The sequence below is a fragment of the Acinetobacter sp. ANC_7511 genome, from assembly GCF_056779975.1.
Genome location: NZ_JBWYIY010000008.1, coordinates 1 through 18,551, shown reverse-complemented (window position 1 = coordinate 18,551; position 18,551 = coordinate 1). Strand labels below are relative to the sequence as shown.

Sequence of the window (18,551 nt, the reverse complement as noted above, 5' to 3'; positions counted from 1 at the left end):
ACGAGTACAAAACACTGTTTTTTTACGAAGTGCAAGGAAGCAGTGCCCTACTTTGAATAAAATACAAGAAATGAAAAACACTGCCTTACCTTGAGGCACACAATTTTAATTAATAATCTGATCCATTTTTTAAGACAAAAAAAGCCCACTCATTTTGAGTGGGCTTTCGCATTCAAATCAGATGATTCGAGAAATTAGTTTTTCTCTTTATCAACGATTTTGTTTGCTTGAATCCAAGGCATCATCGCACGCAATTTAGCACCAGTTACTTCGATACCGTGAGCAGCGTTTTGACGACGACGAGCAGTCATAGATGGGTAGTTCAACGCACCTTCTTGGATGAACATCTTCGCATATTCACCAGATTGAATACGTTTAAGCGCATTACGCATCGCTTCACGAGACTGTTCATTGATTACTTCAACGCCAGTTACATATTCACCGTACTCAGCATTGTTAGATACAGAGTAGTTCATGTCCGCGATACCGCCTTCGAACATTAAGTCAACGATCAATTTAAGTTCGTGTAGACATTCGAAGTAAGCCATTTCTGGCGCATAACCAGCTTCAACAAGAGTTTCGAAGCCCATTTTAACCAATTCAACAGCACCACCACAAAGAACTGCTTGCTCACCGAAAAGGTCAGTTTCAGTTTCTTCACGGAAAGAAGTTTCGATAATACCTGTACGACCGCCACCAACACCTGAAGCGTAAGAAAGCGCAAGGTTACGTGCATTACCAGAAGCATCTTGGTGAATCGCGATAAGATCAGGAACACCTGAACCACGTTGGTATTCAGAACGTACAGTGTGACCAGGTGCTTTTGGAGCAACCATGATTACGTCTAAATCAGCACGTGGAACAACTTGGTTATAAAGAACAGAGAAACCATGAGCAAATGCAAGAGTAGCACCTTGCTTGATGTTTGGCTCAATTACATCACGGTAAAGTTGAGCTTGGAATTCATCTGGAGTCAAGATCATTACTACGTCAGCTTGAGCTACAGCAGCAGGAACTTCAGCAACTTTAAGACCAGAATTTTCAGCTTTTTTCCAAGAAGCAGAACCAGCACGTAAACCAACAGTTACGTCAACGCCAGAATCTTTAAGGTTAAGCGCGTGAGCGTGACCTTGTGAACCGTAACCAATGATTGCTACTTTCTTAGATTGGATGATAGATAAGTCGCAGTCTTTATCATAAAAAATTTGCATTGCTGTCTCCGCTAAAATGCTTTGGCTTCCGTTTGATTAGCGAATGTTAATGTGGTTCGCCAACCCCCTCCTCTCGGAGGAGGGAAGAATTTGTTAATAAAAAATTAGATTGTTAAAACTTTTTCGCCACGTGCGATACCAGACACACCTGAACGTACAACTTCAAGAATGGTATTCTCTGCCAAAGCATCAATAAAACCGTCAATTTTCTCAGTTGTACCCGCGATTTGAATCGTGTAAGTCGTTGGTGTTACATCCACGATTTGTCCGCGGAAGATATCTGCTGTGCGTTTAATTTCAGCACGCGCAGAACCCAAAGCTTTTACTTTGATTAACATCAATTCACGTTCAATGTGTGAACCTTCAGAAAGGTCAACCACTTTAACCACTTCAACAAGTTTGTTGAGTTGTTTTGTGATTTGCTCAATCTTGTGATCATCACCATAAGTCGTCAATGTCAAACGAGACATTGTTGGGTCTTCTGTTGGCGCAACGTTCAAAGTTTCAATGTTATAACCACGTTGTGAGAACAAACCCACTAAACGTGAAAGCGCGCCAGATTCGTTCTCAATGAGAACAGAGATGATATGTCTCATGCTGTGCGCTCCCCTTTAGATAACCACATATCTGTCATAGATTGACCCGCGATTAACATCGGATAAACATGCTCAGTACGGTCAACCATCACGTTGATGAATACACATTTATCATTAATCTCCATTGCTTCTGCAAGCTTCGATTCAAGCTCATCCGCATGATCAATTTGAATACCTACATGTCCGTAAGCTTCCATCAACTTCGCAAAGTCAGGCAATGACTCAACATATGAACTTGAGTGACGACCTTCATAATTCATATCTTGCCATTGTTTCACCATACCTAAAGCACGGTTGTTTAAGCACAAGATTTTAACATTTAGGCCATATTGCTTACATGTTGAGAGCTCTTGGATACACATCTGAATGGATGCTTCACCTGTAATACAAACAACTTGTTGGTCAGGGAATGCAAGCTTAGCCGCCATCGCATATGGAAGACCAACACCCATCGTGCCTAAGCCACCTGAGTTAATCCATTGACGTGGACGTGTGTATTTGTAATACAACGCACCAAACATCTGATGTTGACCAACGTCAGAAGTGATGATTGCTTGGCTGTTCGTTACTTTATCTAAAGCTTGAACAACTTGTTGAGGTTTCATCGTACCGTCAGTTGGTTTTTCATATTTCAAACCATGAACCTGACGCCACTCATTGATTTGTTTCCACCAATCCGCAATAGCTTCAGGGTTCGGCTTAGAAATATTCAGCTGTTTTAATTGCGCTAACATTTCTTGAAGAACTGGCTCTACCGCACCCACGATTGGGATATGCGCCATGATTGTTTTTGAAATCGTCGCAGGATCGATATCAATGTGAATCACTTTCGCATTTGGACAGAATTTTGCAGGATTATTGGTTACACGGTCATCGAAACGCGCACCAACACATAGAATCACATCAGCGTGACCCATGGTCATGTTCGCTTCATATGTCCCATGCATACCCAACATACCAATAAATTGAGGATCATTACCAGGGAATGCACCTAGCCCCATCAATGTATTGGTTACTGGATAACCCAATAGATGTGCTAATTCAGTCAATAAATGTGATGCATTGCCTTGAACAACACCACCGCCCGTATAAATAATAGGACGTTTAGCATTGATCAATTCATCAATAGCTTTGCGGATCTGACCAGTATGACCACGATGTGGCGGCTGGTAAGAGCGCATTTTTACTTTTTCAGGATATTCGTATGCAAATTTTTCAGCAGGGTTTGTTGCATCTTTTGGAATATCAACAACCACAGGACCTGGACGACCTGATGACGCGATATAGAAAGCTTTTTTAATAACCGCTGGAATTTCACTCGCATGACGCACTTGGAAACTGTGTTTCACGATTGGACGAGAAATACCAACCATATCCGTTTCTTGGAATGCATCTTCACCAATCAAATGGCTTGCAACCTGACCAGACAAAATCACCATTGGGATTGAGTCCATGTAAGCTGTCGCGATTGGTGTCACAGTGTTAGTCGCACCTGGACCCGAGGTCACCAGTACAACACCTGTCTTACCTGTTACGCGCGAGTATGCATCTGCCATATGACCAGCAGCTTGCTCATGACGCACGAGGTAATGATTAATTTTGTCTTGTTTGAATAGCGCATCGTAAATGTGTAAAACTGCGCCGCCTGGATATCCAAAAACATGTTCAACGCCTTCGTCCGCCAATGCGCGAACAAGCATTTCACCACCAGATAAAAGTTCCAACGTATTCACCCTAATCTTATTTCCACGACGGTTATGGGAGACATAAGTCGTGTTTCATTCATTCGTTTGTATGCACTGTTATAGCACACATATTTCATCGTTTTTGCTGCAATAATAAAATTTTTCGATCACAACCGTTTGAGTTGCGACTGCATATTCAACATGTTGGGATAAACATATTTCTGCTATTTCATTATCTCGGCTTAGAGACAACGTTATTGCAAGCTATGATATTTATTCGAAGGGTGATCGAACAAAACATATAAAACTAGAGCAGCATTTTTAGTTTTTTCACGACCAAAGTCAAGGTTTGCCGAAACCTTTTTATTGTTTATTTACCAACCGATTATTTTTCAAACGATAACTTTTGGTTGGATGATTTATAAAAAAAAATTCAAACACTTATTTTTAATATTTATATAAAACATTTTATACGCAAAATGATTTTTTTGATTAAAATAAAACCAATTAATCTTCATCAGTATCCAGCAAAATGCTGCGATATAAACGTGTAAAAGAACTCACTCCCCTCATATTTCTTTATAGGTGAAGTCATGAATTCACTAGCATCATCTTTAAAACTTTCTTGTTTAGCATCAACGGTTGTTTTCGTTTCTATTTGTTCATCTATGGTGCAGGCAAAAGAATATTACAAATGGGTCGATCAAAATGGCTCAACCCACTACACCACCACCCCACCACCAAAATCAGCAAAAAAGAAAGGAAAAGTTGAAACATATGGTTGGAAAGCACCGACAACATCTGTCAATGCAAATTCAAACCAGACCGAAGCTCCTCAAACCTCACAGACTCAAACGATACCAACGCAACAGCAAACAAACAGTGCTTCAAATACTGAGTCACAAAACATAAATGCTGCTCCATTAAGCGAAACTCAAGTTTCAAATGAGTGAATTTGTCTTTTTGATCTTAATTTAAGTTTTGCATCCATTTTCAGTCTGTAAAATTCACTTTTAGGTGCTTTTTGCGCTATGCTGTGCGCTAAATTTTTTAACCGTTCTCTTGTATTACGTATATGACTACTCACATTGACTCTGAATACCAAGCCAGTGCGATTGAGCCCCAAGTTCAACAGGACTGGGAATCTCGCAAAGCCTTTAAAGTTGCCGACACTGTAGAAGGTCCACGTCGATATATCCTCTCGATGTTCCCTTACCCAAGTGGCAAACTGCATATGGGTCATGTACGTAACTACACGATTGGTGACGTGATCAGCCGCTTCCACCGTTTAAAAGGTGAAACTGTATTACAACCAATGGGTTGGGATGCGTTTGGTTTACCTGCTGAAAATGCTGCGATTGCACACCAAGTTGCACCGGCAAAATGGACCTTTGAAAATATCGATTACATGCGTAATCAGCTTAAAAAATTAGGTCTTGCGGTGGATTGGGATCGTGAATTTGCAACGTGTACACCAGAATATTATCGTTGGGAACAATGGTTATTCGTTCAGCTTTATAAAAAAGGCTTAATTTATCGTAAGCTTTCAACAGTGAACTGGGACCCTGTAGACCAAACTGTGCTTGCAAATGAACAAGTAGAAAATGGTCGTGGTTGGCGTTCAGGTGCATTGGTAGAAAAACGTGATATTCCAATGTACTACTTCCGCATTACCGACTATGCGCAAGAATTACTTGACGATTTAGACACACTCAAAGACGGTTGGCCACAACAAGTCCTTACGATGCAACGTAACTGGATTGGTCGCTCACAAGGGATGGAAATCACCTTCCCTTCAGCGAACCCAGACGTTTATGCAGATGGTTTAACTGTATTTACCACACGTGCCGATACCTTAATGGGTGTGACTTATGTTGCAGTTGCAGCAGAACATCCAATGGCATTAAAAGCTGCTGAAACTAACCCTGAATTGGCTGCATTTATCGAAGAATGCCGTATGGGTTCAGTGGCAGAAGCAGATCTTGCCACTGCTGAGAAGAAAGGCATGGCAACAGGTCTTTCTGTGAAGCACCCTGTCACAGGCGAAGAAGTTCCTGTTTGGATCGCAAACTATGTATTGATGTCATACGGTTCAGGTGCGGTGATGGCGGTTCCATCACACGATGAACGTGACTTCGAATTTGCCAATAAGTATGGCTTAACTATTAAGCAAGTCATTGATGCCAAAGGCGCTGATGATGCTGAATTCTCTGCGACAGAATGGCAAGAATGGTACGGCTCAAAAGAAGGTAAATTGGTCAATTCAGGCGAATTTGACGGTTTAGACTTCCAAGGTGCATTTGATGCTTTCCTTGCAAAATTAGAACCACAAGGTCTTGCGAATGTAAAAGTTCAATTCCGTTTACGTGACTGGGGTGTTTCTCGTCAGCGTTATTGGGGTTGTCCAATTCCAATGATTAACTGCCCAACTTGTGGTCAAGTGCCAGTACCTGAAGATCAACTTCCTGTTGTACTTCCAACTGACGTTGTACCAGATGGTTCAGGTAACCCTCTCAACAAGATGCCTGAATTCTATGAAACGAAATGTCCAAGCTGTAACGGCGACGCACGTCGTGAAACAGATACACTTGATACATTCGTAGAATCATCTTGGTACTATGCGCGATATGCATCTCCTGACTTTACTGGTGGTATGGTTAAACCTGAAGCGGGTCAAACTTGGCTTCCTGTAAACCAATACATCGGTGGTGTTGAACACGCGATTCTGCATTTGTTATATGCACGTTTCTTCCACAAATTGATGCGTGATGAAGGTGTAGTACAAGGTAACGAACCATTCACCAACTTGTTAACGCAAGGTATGGTACTTGCTGATACCTATTACCGTGAATCTGAATCAGGTAAGAAAACGTGGTTCAATCCTGCTGACATCGAGTTAGAGAAAGACGAAAAAGGTCGTATCACTTCTGCGAAATATAAAGAAGATGGTCAAGACGTTATCGTTGGCGGTCAAGAAAAAATGTCGAAATCGAAAAATAACGGTATCGACCCACAAGCGATTATTGACCAATACGGCGCAGATACTGCACGTGTATTCATGATGTTTGCTGCACCACCTGATCAATCACTTGAATGGTCTGATGCAGGTGTGGAAGGTGCTAACCGTTTCTTAAAACGTGTATGGCGCTTGGCAACTGGTTTCCTTGAACAAGGTAATACTGCATCAGCGATTGATAAAGCTGCGCTTTCAACTGCTGCGCAAGACTTACGTCGTAAGACTCACGAAACCATCCAAAAAGTGGGTGATGACATCGAACGTCGTCATGCATTTAATACTGCGATTGCAGCGATGATGGAACTTCTGAATGCAAACAATAAGTTTGAAGCGAAAGATGATAACGATGTTGCTGTAGCACGTGAGTCTATTACAACGCTTCTAACTTTACTTGCTCCATTTGCACCGCATTTAAGTGAAACGTTATTGGCGCAGTTTGGTATCGAGTTAAATGCAACATTATTCCCTCAAGTGGATGAATCTGCATTAACACGTAATACACAAACCATTGTGGTTCAAGTGAACGGTAAGCTTCGTGGCAAACTTGAAGTGTCTGTAGATGCATCGAAAGATGACATTCTGGCGCAAGCAAAAGCATTGCCTGAAGTACAACAATTCTTAACAGGTCCAACCAAGAAAGAAATCGTTGTTCCGAATAAATTAGTGAATTTGGTGGTTTAAGAACCTTAAAGCCTCCCTGAGTAAGATATAAAGCACAGCTTTAGATCAAAGCGCAAGAAAGGGAGCTTTGGAGGGATTTAATTTCCATTGCGAAGCATTGCTTCTCACCTCTTTTAAAAAGAGGGGAATATAAGGATTTCACAATTCCCAAACAAAGCCCGTTGCCAGTCAACGGGCTTTGCACATACAATCAGAATATTCAAAATTTATCCTGAGTCTCAGGAAATACACAGAGGATCTACAATGCATTTGAGCAAACGTTTAGCTATTGCTGTTCTAACTTTAGGCTTAAGCGCAACTATGGTCGGCTGTGGATTTCATCTAAAAGGGACCAATCCAACTTCAACGCCACTGGCTTATACAAAGCTTGAATTAGCACTCCCTGCCAATACTTCTGATTTAGAGCGTAAACTCAGTGTTTATCTCACTGCTGCAGGTGTGCAACTAAGTAACTCTAACGATGCATATGTATTGCGTATCATTGACTATAAACCAATTCGCCATGAGCTCAACGGCAAACTCATTGAAGTTCTACTCAGACTTTCTGTGACTTTCCAAATCGAAGATCGTCAAGGTAACTTGGTGACAAAACCTCGAACTTTAACTGCGACACGTACATATCAATATAACGTTGCAACCGTGAACACAGATGATCAACAAAATAAATATCTCAGTGAAATCTTAATTGACGATGTCGCTCAACAGATCTCTCGTCAAATTGCTGCAAACCGTCTGCCAAAAGCAGAAGCAAATGTACTGTTACCTGTGCAACAAACTTTTGAACCTACTGCCTCTGAAAATCCGTAACTCAGAATGAAGTTAGATTATCTACAAGCATTAAAACGTGTAAACGAAGCACGTGGTGCATGGGTATTACATGGTCAAGAACCTTTACTTGAGCAAAATCTTTTAGATGCTTTCCGTCAAAGTTGGATCATCAATCACGTGGAAAGAGAACGCTATGACATCCAAAGCGTTGCTGATTGGAAAAATGTATTTAATGCACTCAACAGCCTTTCTCTTTTTTCACAAAATCTCGCAGTAGAGGTCCATGGCAACATTAAGCCAGATGCCAATGCGTTAAAGTTACTCAAGCATTATATCCAGCATAATGAACACAACTTGTTGTTGATCATTATGCCTAAGCAAGATAGCAGTAGCTTAAAGTCGGCGTTTTTTCAAACGATTGAAGCCAATGGCGTCTTGGTTCCTCTTACAGCAACTTATGCGCAAGATCGTCAGCGTATACTCAGCATAGAAGCTGATAAAATTGGGATTCAACTGAGCCAAGATGCATGGCAATGGCTCGAAGTCCACCACGAACATAATTTATTGGCTGCTAAAAACAGCTTAATGCGTCTGGCAGACACGTTCCCCGATGTACAGCATCTTGAAATGCAACATTTGCTCGAATGCTTACAAGATCAATCACGCTATACCACTTTTGACTTAAGCGATGCATTAATTTCAGGCAACCTAAGCCAAGCGATCAAAATATACCAATATTTAGTCGAAGCTGGCGAACCACATAGTTTGGTCTTATGGACGGTAAGCAAAGAAATGCGCTTACTGATGCAACTTTTTGAGCAACCACAAAATGCATTACAACTCGGCATCTGGAAAACCAAAGTCAGTCTTTATCAACAAGCCTTGAGACGTCTTAATCCCAAGCAATTTCTCACATGGCCACAATTGCTATTAAGAATCGATGCTGCCATCAAAGGCAAAAATAATGAAAATCCAGAACACCTCATACAACAAGCCATTGCTGAATTATGTGGAAAAACCTTGTTTGCTTAGTTAACGAGCAAGGTCTATTTATAACTATAAAAATGATTATTGATTTTATTTAAGAAAAATACACTTTTTATCCTTATTTCATCATTATAATTCTCTCAATTTCCGTCATTTTTCAATATCGCCATGCAAAAAATAAAACCAACGAAATTGATTATCATCGCGATCATTACGATTGCAGCTATCGCTTTAGCTTGGTATTTCTTTAAACCTAAAGATGAGCAACCTCAGTTTATTACCGCTGAAGTGACACGTGGTGATATTGAAAACTCTGTCCTTGCAACAGGTGTATTAGAAGCGACCAAAATGGTTAGCGTTGGTGCACAGGTTTCAGGTCAGGTAAAAAAAATGTATGTACAACTGGGTGATCAAGTCAAACAAGGTCAACTGATTGCTCAAATCGATTCCGTTCGTCAGGAAAATGATCTAAAAACAGCTGAAGCCAGCATTAAAAATCAGTTGGCTCAATTGGCAGTCAAACAAGCAAATCTGACTAAAGTTGAGGCGGAATATAATCGCCAAAAAGCCATGTATGCCCAAGATGCAACTTCTCGTGCCGAATATGAGTCCGCATTAGCAAGTTATAAAACTGCTCAAGCCGATATCGTCGCGATGAATGCTCAAATCGAGCAATCTCGTTTATCACTGGCTACGACTAAAGAAGATTTAGGCTATACCCGTATCGTTGCTCCGATGGATGGCACAATTGTGGCAATTGTGACTGAAGAAGGTCAAACAGTGAACGCGAATCAAAGCGCGCCAACCATCGTGAAATTAGCAAAACTTGACACCATGACGGTTAAGGCTGAAATTTCTGAAGCAGATGTTATGCGTGTTGAGGAAGGTCAAACTGTTTATTTCACTACTTTAGGTAATAGCGAGAAAAAGCATTACGCAACACTGCGTCAAGTTGAACCTGCACCTAACTCAATCAATACAGAAACCAACAACTCAAATTCATCTTCATCAAGTACAGCTGTGTATTACAACGCTCTATTCGATGTTCCTAATGAAGATGGAAAATTGCGTATTGATATGACTGCACAAGTTTATATCGTGTTAGATGAAGTAAAGAATGCACTGACTATTCCATCTTCTGCTGTTCAAAGCTCAAATCGTCCTGCTCGCCAGCGTGGTGCAAATGCGGGTTCAAATGCACAAGAACGTAATGAAAAAGCTCGTGGTGAAGGGCGTGCCGAACGTTCATCAGCTGATCGTCCTAAGCGTTTAGAATTAACCGCTGAGGAAAAGACATTAGTCGATCAAGGTAAAGCTTCCATGGCTATGGTACGCGTACTTCAAGCAGATGGCACAGTCAAACCGACCCCTGTTCTTATCGGTCTAAATAACCGTGCAACAGCACAAGTTTTACGCGGTTTAAAATTAGGCGATAAGGTGGTGATCGCTGATGGCTCTGATTCATCAAATGACTCAGCTAAACGTGGCGCACGTGGTGGCGCTGGCCCAATGAGAATGTAATTATGAGTCAGACGAGAATGCCTCTACTCGAGGTCAAAAACCTGACCCGTGAATTCCCTGCTGGTGAATCTACTGTGCAAATTCTAAAAGGGGTAAATCTTGAGATTTATCCTGGAGAATTGGTTGCCATTGTAGGTCAATCAGGCTCAGGAAAATCAACACTGATGAACATCTTAGGATGTTTAGATAAACCGACCAATGGTAGCTACAAGGTTAAGGGACGCGAAACACGTGAGCTAGAACCAGACGAACTTGCTCAATTACGCCGTGAATATTTCGGATTTATCTTCCAGCGCTACCATTTACTTGGTGACTTAAATGCAGCTGGTAATGTCGAAGTCCCTGCGATCTATGCCGGCGCTGATGCTTCTGAACGCCATGATCGTGCGGTTCAACTTTTGTCTGATTTAGGTCTAGGTGAAAAAACCCAAAACCGCCCAAGTCAACTTTCAGGTGGTCAGCAACAGCGTGTTTCGATTGCTCGCGCGTTGATGAATGGCGGTGATGTTATTCTCGCCGATGAGCCTACTGGGGCATTAGATAAAAACAGCGGTATTGAAGTGATGCGTATTTTACGCGAGCTGAATGCCAAAGGTCATACCATCATTCTCGTTACTCATGATCACAATGTTGCCAAAAATGCGACTCGTATTATTGAGATTTCAGACGGTAATATTATTTCAGATGAACCCAATGTTCCTGAGATTGATGATGGCTTTGAACGTGAAGAATTGATTCGTGCTGAGCAAAAGAAAACATCGTCTTGGCGTTCAGCTTTAGACCGTTTAGGTGAAGCTTTCCGCATGGCGCTTCTGGCCATGAATGCTCATCGAATGCGTACTTTTTTGACTATGCTCGGAATCATTATCGGGATCGCATCTGTCGTTTCGGTTGTCGCACTTGGTAATGGATCACAAAAACAAATTTTAGAAAATATTAGTAGTTTGGGGACCAATACCATTACGGTCTACCAAGGACGTGGTTTTGGTGATAACTCCCGATCTTCTCAGGCCAAGACCTTAATCCCTGCTGATGCTGATGCATTAGCGGAACAGCCTTATGTCGATGGAGTCAGTCCTTCAGTCAATAGTTCTGTCACAGGAAGATATAAAGATGTAGAGGCATCCACAACGGTCAATGGTGTCAGCGAAGACTTTTTCTATGTGCGTGGTTTAACGTTTAAATCAGGTCAACCATTTGACAAACATAGTGTTACTGAACAAGCCCAAGATGTTGTGATTGATACCAATACCCAAAAGACATTCTTTAGCGATGGTACGGATCCTATTGGTCAAGTAATTCTATTGGGCAGTGTACCTAGTCGTATTATTGGTATCGTAGATGCTCAACAAGGTGCAATGGGTAATTCAGATAGTCTCAATGTCTATCTCCCTTACTCAACTGTCATGAGTCGAATGCTTGGACAGTCGAATGTGAGAAGCATCATCGTTCGTGTAAAAGATGAATATTCAAGCACAGCTGCTGAAAATGCAATCTTGAATTTACTCGTTCAACGTCATGGGGCTCAAGATGTCTTCACACAAAATGCGGACAGTATTCGTGAAACCATCCAGCAAACTACCGCTACAATGACTTTACTTATTTCTGCGATTGCTGTGATTTCTTTAGTCGTTGGTGGTATCGGTGTCATGAACATTATGTTGGTGTCTGTCACTGAACGAACGCAAGAAATTGGTGTGCGAATGGCCGTGGGTGCTCGACAAAGCGATATTTTGCAACAATTCCTGATTGAAGCCGTATTGGTCTGTATTTTAGGCGGTATCCTTGGGGTGTTGTTATCACTAGGTATTGGTCAGCTGATTACACACTTTGCTGGTGGCACGTTCCAAATGGCGTATTCAACCACATCAATAATAGCCGCATTCGTTTGTTCAAGTTTAATCGGGATCGTATTCGGTTTTATCCCAGCACGAAATGCTGCTCGCTTAAATCCTGTCGATGCACTGTCAAGAGAATAATAGGGTACAACTATGCGTAATCAACTTCATAAACTGTTCATGACCTTAGCATTAACAGGCTCTTTAGTCGGTTGTGCGGCTGTAGTGAAAACGCCTTATCAAGCTCCTGCAGTCGATATTCCACAGGGCTTTCAAAACAGCCAACTACTCAGCCAAAATATCCACCAACAGGCTTTTCATGATCAATGGTGGACATTATTTGGTGATGCACAGCTCAACCAATTGGTTGAACAAGTGATTGCCCGTAATACTGATTTAGCTGTTGCTGGGATTAATTTGCAACAAGCACGCATTCAAGCCAAGCAATCTGAAAGTCAGCAAGGTGTGCGTATTGGCAATGCAGGTGCATCGGTCGGTCATCGTTTTAGTTTAGATGGTGATGGTGATTCTTCAAATGGTATTTCACTGAACTATCCTGGCTTAAGCTATGAGCTGGATTTATTCGGTAAATTGGCCAATCAAACTGAAGCATCTCGATGGGAAGCACTTGCGACTGAGCAAGATTTACAAGCCACTGCACAAAGCCTGATTGCAACAACTGCACAATTGTATTGGCAATTGGGATATCTTAATGAACGCCTATCTGTGGCTCAACAAAATTTGGCGAGTACGCAGAAAACTTATGAATTGGTGCGTACCCAATATCGTGCTGGGGCTGTCTCTGGACTTGATTTGACTTCAGCCGAACAAGCAGTTCAAAGTCAAAAAGCTACGTTAAGCCAGATCGAACAGCAAAAAGTTGAAACACGGACTGCTCTTGCAGTTTTACTGAATCAACCTGTTCAACAGTTGAATATTGCGGAGCCACAGCGCTTACCACGTTCTGCCCTACCTCAAATTCAATCGGGCTTACCTGCTGAACTTTTATCCCGTCGTCCTGACTTGCAGGCAGCTGAGTTACGTTTACGCAAAGCACTTGCCAATAAAGATGCCAATAAAGCAAGTTATTACCCTTCGATTAATTTAACAGGTAGTATAACTACTGGAGGCTCAAGCACTTCGCTGAGTAATGTGCTGTCTAATCCTGCTGCGATATTGGGTGCGGGTCTTACGCTCCCTTTCCTGCAATGGAATGACATGAAGCGTGATTTGCGTGTCAATGAACTTGAATATGAAAAGTCTATTATTCAATACCGTCAGACGCTATATAAAGCATTTGCCGATGTTGAAAATGCGTTATCCGCACGTAATGAAATAGACAAACAAGTCGCTTTACAAGAACGTAATGTTCAACTCGCTGAGAAAACGGAACAACTCACCCAAGTCCGTTATAAAAATGGTGCTGTGGCGCTGAAAAATTTGATCGATGCCCAGCGCACGACACGTGAAGCACGTTTAAGTTTGGTTCAAGCCAAACAAACTCAGTACAATGCTTATGTGACGTTATTGCAAGCATTGGGTGGAAGTCCGATTCAGCAATTGCCTTAAACAAAAAAGCCCGAAAGGGCTTTTTTATTATAGAAAATTCCAAAACTTCAAATAATTATCAAACCCACGTCCTCGTGTTTGCATAATAAATTCAATAAACGAAGTAAAACACAATAACCCTATATAAGCGCATAGAATACATATTAAATAGTGAGTGAGTCCAAATTTATTTGAATTTAAGCTAACACCTTCAACCTCACAAGCATCATGATCATCTTTAAAAGAATAATTTCTATTAAACACATGAATAAATAGATTACCTAATAATGAAATAAGATAATAAAAGAAAAAGAAAGATCGAGCATAGTCAATAATTTTATTTCTTTTTAAACTTCCAACCTCATCAACCACATATTCATATTTCGAATTAACGTTATTTTCCTTGAAAACATAATCATTATCAAAGAGTGTATACCAAGATTTTTTAATTATACCAAACACTTTTGAATAATAATTTTTTTTCTTAATATGTTTATATTCTTCACCTTCCATATAATTCACTACAAATTGCCAACAAGATGAAAACTTCAATAGATCTTTTTCATCACTGACTTTTCTAACTAAATAAAAAGGTTGCTCAATATCTTCCTTAGACTTAAATTTAATTTCATGATATTCGATATCTGACTTTATATTTATTTTTTCTACAGTCACATTTAAATCATCCCAATCAACAACAAACTCTTTATCATCAATTTTAGGGAAATATACTTTTTTTAAATTCCGATTAAATCTAATGGGAAATTGACGAAATGAAATAAAGTTTTTATATCCAGCAAACCAACTAAATAAAAAACATCCAGCAATAACAAATATTGTTAAAAATAATATTATAAAAAAATCATCACTTATTGTTTTTGTAAAAAGATCAGGTAATAAATAAGTTAGTGGCGTTAATAAAAAAAATAGGCAAATTAAACCCAACCCAACAACACCACCTCTTGCAAAAAAACTTTTATCATAAAATTCAATATAATTTTCGTTTAGCTCTCGAATATAGCCATAATCAGTTGGTTCTACAATCGGTAAATCTTTTATAGGATAATATCCACCTTGATAATTTTCTTTTTTTTTCGGGTATTTAGTGGTTACACCATAAAGCCTGTGATTAATCATATTATTCCTATGCTGCAATTGCCTTTAATGATATATCAAACTGAGATTTCAATTGATCTAAAGTTTTATACCTTTGATTTCTTAAAGTTCCAAATGAACTCCTTTCCACCCAATCTTGAAGAGCATTGTCCTTATATTTAGCTATCATAATTGATAACCCAATCATTACAGCTGCGATAATTAATCCATAAACCCCGAAAACAGTTAATCCTCTCAATAATGCATATCCTAGCCCCACACCTAAAAAACCATTTACCATTTGCATACTTAATAATGTGTAATTACCTTCTGCAAAAGAATCCGGAGCATCTAATAAATCCATGATGCCGACAGCAATAGATGCACTTCCTCCTAACAATCTAGAACTTAGATTAAGTGAAGTTTTCATAAATCCAGCTTGTTTTGTAAGAGCATCACCAAACTGTGCAAACGAAGCAATTGCTGCCATCGCACCTGCATAAGCTCTGTAACTATTATTCTGGGCATCATGCGCCATCACTTCATCACCATAGGCATCATCCCATAACTTTACAAAAACCCAAGTTTGGAATGCACCAATAATTAAAGAACTACCAGCTAAAAACATCTTAGTTACATTGGGGGCAGATCTATTTAGAGTTTCTTGAACTGACGTTTTTACTCTATCACGCCATTGCAGATCAAAGTCACTTGAGACTGCATTTTTAAGATCTATATTATCTACTGTCACCGCTTTTAAAGCTTGTTCAAAACTTGTAACGTTCTTAAAAACTCCTTTTACAATTACAAGGTTTCTTTTCACCACATGTTTTTTCAAATTTGTTTTTGTTGCTAAATCCAAAATATGTTGATCAATCATGAATTTTAAATTTCTTGGATCTGTTTTAATACTCTGCGCTAAAGCAGGATTTTCTCTGGCTGCTGCTAGAATCATCTCTTTTCTTAACACTGAAGCCAATTTACTTGTTCTGATGTTATTTGTAATAAATGGTTCGAATTTCACTCTGTACAATCCAGCATAACTGATTGCGGCTAAACCTGTATTTAATCCATTTAATATACCTTGAGCTAACAGTATATATAAGGAACCAAAAACGACTGCAAAACCACTACCTAATTTATCAACATGACCCTCAACAGTATTTTGAAATGCACCTGCGAAACTTCCCCAAAGCCCATCCCAGGGTATATCTCTAAACTTATTTTCAACTTCTGGTTTTAGTTTTTTAAATGAATCTCTCACCTTCGCCTTTAAAACATCTTGATTCAATACAAAAACATTTAGCATATAATTTTTTGAAGAGAATTCATTGTAGCTCATCATCTTTAACAATTTATTTTGAATATTATCAAGCACCCCCATACTACCTAACATCAAAATAATTTCTTTACCGTAAGCTATGCCACTATTCATATCAGATGAATCAAACTGATTAGAAAAGTATGCTACTACTCTATTACAATCCAACCATTTTTCATAAATTTTTGACAAGGGTAAAACATTATTTTCATGTAGCCTCTTCTTTTCATCAGAAAATTTTTTCAGCCATTCCTTTCTTTCTGAATGATCAATTTTACTATGATATTTTCTCCATTCTTCTTCGATCTTTTTTCTCAAATCCTGATGTTTGCTAATTTCAAAATCATAGTCACTTTTTTTCCATACATCACCAGATTTTAAAACTAAATCTGCAGCTCGAGATCTTTGAGTCTCTTTATCTCTAACCTCACCAAACTTATAATTTAATACAAGCCCTTCTCTTACACCCTCTTCAAGAGCTAATAAAGTTTGATGAGTAAATGATTGCTTTTCGTATCCTTTAATAGAATTAACTGCTACATATTTTTTCTCAACAGCAGTTTCAATTTCTGCCAATAACATGACTGGATCATGTAATGCAACCAATAATCCTTTTCCTTTATTCAATCTTTCTGCTGTATTAAATAAGTTTTTTTTGAATCTACTTATTACCTCATCTTGAATTTCCATTATTTTATTAATTGGAACATATTCTAAACCTGTAGTAGACCCTATTGATATCTTAGTCATATGACTACGAAACTTTGAATCTTTGATATGATTATCGATAGTTTTTTTTGTCCATTTATGTGCACTAAAACATATCCAGACATTGCGTTTAGTGTTAGCTTGAGGAACGGTAATTAACATTCCATTTAGTACTCGACTGCCATCAGTGGAGCAAATTTTACATATTGTGTTATTAGTTGATGATAATTGACTAACTTTTAATGTATTTGTTAAACCATGTCTGCTATAACAGGTTATCTCTTTAGGTTTTAACTCATCATAAACATATATATACCCTAAATTTCTTAGACTTTTTAATTCATACGAACCTTTGCCAGAAAGATCTGGATAATTATTAGGCTTATTTATAATTAACTTTCTATTTGCAGATGAGTGATATCCAATTCTAGTTAAATATATTGGCAATCCCTTTTTATTACATGTTTTACAATTTGAATTGTCTGGAAGTTTAGACATCATATTCACCATATATTTTACTCAATATTAAATTTACATCTAATACTGAATTATCTACTTCATATCTAAGTTTCTCATTGATTATTTCAATATCACTTAGATTTATTTTAAAATTATTTTTTTTTAAAAGATTTAACCTGTACCAACCACCATTTATAGATATACTCCAACGTTCAATTTTATTTGATAGATTCAAAAAATTCGGAAATACAACAGCTAAATGAAGAGCAACTCTTGGATCGTAAACCCTAAAAACATTTTTTTTATTAAAGGATATAATAGAATCAAGAAATAAAGAAAACTCATCAAAATTCAATTTAGTTTCTATTAAATTTTGCAACAAATAAATTTTATCAAATTCAGAAAAATAGGAATGCGTAGTAATTAAAAATAAATCATCCCATATCATTTTTTTCTTATCAAAAGAAATTTTGTTCAAATCAATTAATATAGGGCAAATATTTTTATTTTTAAAAACATTTAAGCCCACAAAATAATATGTTAAACCAAATTCATCAAAAAGTTTATGCAGTTCTGGCCAAAAACCAGACTCTAAGATTGCATAATTAGCCTCAGTAAATTGATTAAAATCTAAAGTAATTTGGCTTATTGTATCAATCGAGTTCAATTGCGGCACTTCCACTGTCTGATGCATCTAATGCTTTATACTCACACATAAGACTTGGTAAACTTAAATTTATATTATTACTTACCACAGGTCCTACGAACTTATGCTGCCCTGCCTTCGCCTCAAACTTGCCTCCTGTGGTTGAGAATACCCCTGAACCATTTAGTTTCACTTGAGAGCCGCCTGCAGTTAGATTAATTTCATTCGGACTGGTGATATAAATCGTATCTTCCGTCGAAATAATCTGCACCCCCTTTCTTGCAATCAGATCAGCACCATCACCTTGGGCTTGAATCTCGATCTTGCCTTTGCCTGCATACAGTCGTACTCCTTCTTGCGCGGCAAATAAACTGATTTTTTTGCTGGCATGTCCGATGATGCTGTCTTGGGTGCTGGTGTTAATGCTTCCTTGTGCAATCTGGTTGATCTGCCCATCTGCACTGAGGTGGA

At 38.9% G+C, this 18,551-nt stretch carries 14 protein-coding genes; 7 read left to right on the top strand and 7 right to left on the bottom strand.

Going from position 1 to position 18,551, the window contains the following annotated elements; translation table 11 throughout:
* Positions 1–194: 194 nt before the first annotated feature.
* From ilvC to AC1M9L_RS06635, 3 genes are all read right to left on the bottom strand, one after another.
* Positions 195–1,211 (bottom strand): ketol-acid reductoisomerase, encoded by a 1,017-nt coding sequence (gene ilvC, locus AC1M9L_RS06645; protein ID WP_035265630.1) that lies wholly within the window; start codon positions 1,209–1,211, stop codon positions 195–197.
* 104 nt (positions 1,212–1,315) lie between these two features.
* Entirely contained in the window at positions 1,316–1,807 is a 492-nt protein-coding gene (gene ilvN / locus AC1M9L_RS06640) for an acetolactate synthase small subunit (RefSeq protein WP_035265631.1), read from the bottom strand.
* Positions 1,804–3,531 (bottom strand): acetolactate synthase 3 large subunit, encoded by a 1,728-nt coding sequence (locus AC1M9L_RS06635; protein ID WP_481591676.1) that lies wholly within the window; start codon positions 3,529–3,531, stop codon positions 1,804–1,806. Before AC1M9L_RS06635 ends, ilvN begins: the two co-directional genes overlap by 4 nt.
* A gap of 554 nt (positions 3,532–4,085) precedes the next feature.
* On the opposite strand from AC1M9L_RS06635, the gene AC1M9L_RS06630 reads away from it, so the two are divergent.
* From AC1M9L_RS06630 to AC1M9L_RS06600, 7 genes are all read left to right on the top strand, one after another.
* Positions 4,086–4,445 carry a DUF4124 domain-containing protein gene (locus AC1M9L_RS06630; protein WP_481591675.1) on the top strand — a complete coding sequence of 120 codons (360 nt, stop codon included), beginning with the start codon at positions 4,086–4,088 and terminating at the stop codon, positions 4,443–4,445.
* 122 nt (positions 4,446–4,567) lie between these two features.
* A complete protein-coding gene (leuS, locus tag AC1M9L_RS06625; RefSeq protein ID WP_481591674.1) occupies positions 4,568–7,189 on the top strand; it encodes a leucine--tRNA ligase in 2,622 nt (873 codons plus the stop codon).
* 243 nt (positions 7,190–7,432) lie between these two features.
* Positions 7,433–7,996: an LPS-assembly lipoprotein LptE gene (locus tag AC1M9L_RS06620; RefSeq protein WP_035270158.1), complete on the top strand. Its 564-nt coding sequence runs from the start codon at positions 7,433–7,435 to the stop codon at positions 7,994–7,996.
* A 6-nt stretch (positions 7,997–8,002) separates the two neighbouring features.
* Positions 8,003–8,989 (top strand): DNA polymerase III subunit delta, encoded by a 987-nt coding sequence (gene holA / locus AC1M9L_RS06615; RefSeq protein ID WP_481591673.1) that lies wholly within the window; start codon positions 8,003–8,005, stop codon positions 8,987–8,989.
* Between the two features lie 123 nt (positions 8,990–9,112).
* Positions 9,113–10,465, top strand: coding sequence for a MacA family efflux pump subunit (locus AC1M9L_RS06610; RefSeq protein ID WP_481591672.1), 1,353 nt, complete (start codon positions 9,113–9,115; stop codon positions 10,463–10,465).
* 2 nt (positions 10,466–10,467) lie between these two features.
* Entirely contained in the window at positions 10,468–12,444 is a 1,977-nt protein-coding gene (locus AC1M9L_RS06605; protein ID WP_481591671.1) for a MacB family efflux pump subunit, read from the top strand.
* Positions 12,445–12,456: 12 nt separating this feature from the next.
* A complete protein-coding gene (locus AC1M9L_RS06600; RefSeq protein ID WP_481591670.1) occupies positions 12,457–13,872 on the top strand; it encodes an efflux transporter outer membrane subunit in 1,416 nt (471 codons plus the stop codon).
* 27 nt (positions 13,873–13,899) lie between these two features.
* Here the strand turns inward: AC1M9L_RS06600 and AC1M9L_RS06595 are convergent, their stop codons facing one another.
* From AC1M9L_RS06595 to AC1M9L_RS06580, 4 genes are all read right to left on the bottom strand, one after another.
* Positions 13,900–14,988 carry a hypothetical protein gene (locus AC1M9L_RS06595; protein ID WP_481591669.1) on the bottom strand — a complete coding sequence of 363 codons (1,089 nt, stop codon included), beginning with the start codon at positions 14,986–14,988 and terminating at the stop codon, positions 13,900–13,902.
* A gap of 7 nt (positions 14,989–14,995) precedes the next feature.
* The gene (locus AC1M9L_RS06590) at positions 14,996–17,473 is read right to left on the bottom strand and encodes a T6SS effector BTH_I2691 family protein (RefSeq protein ID WP_481591668.1); all 2,478 of its coding nucleotides are present in this window, start codon (positions 17,471–17,473) and stop codon (positions 14,996–14,998) included.
* The gene (locus AC1M9L_RS06585) at positions 17,466–18,116 is read right to left on the bottom strand and encodes a hypothetical protein (RefSeq protein WP_481591667.1); all 651 of its coding nucleotides are present in this window, start codon (positions 18,114–18,116) and stop codon (positions 17,466–17,468) included. Before AC1M9L_RS06585 ends, AC1M9L_RS06590 begins: the two co-directional genes overlap by 8 nt.
* A partial coding sequence (locus tag AC1M9L_RS06580) for a DUF2345 domain-containing protein (RefSeq protein WP_481591666.1) occupies positions 18,088–18,551 on the bottom strand: 464 nt, incomplete at its 5' end. The genes AC1M9L_RS06580 and AC1M9L_RS06585, both read right to left, overlap by 29 nt.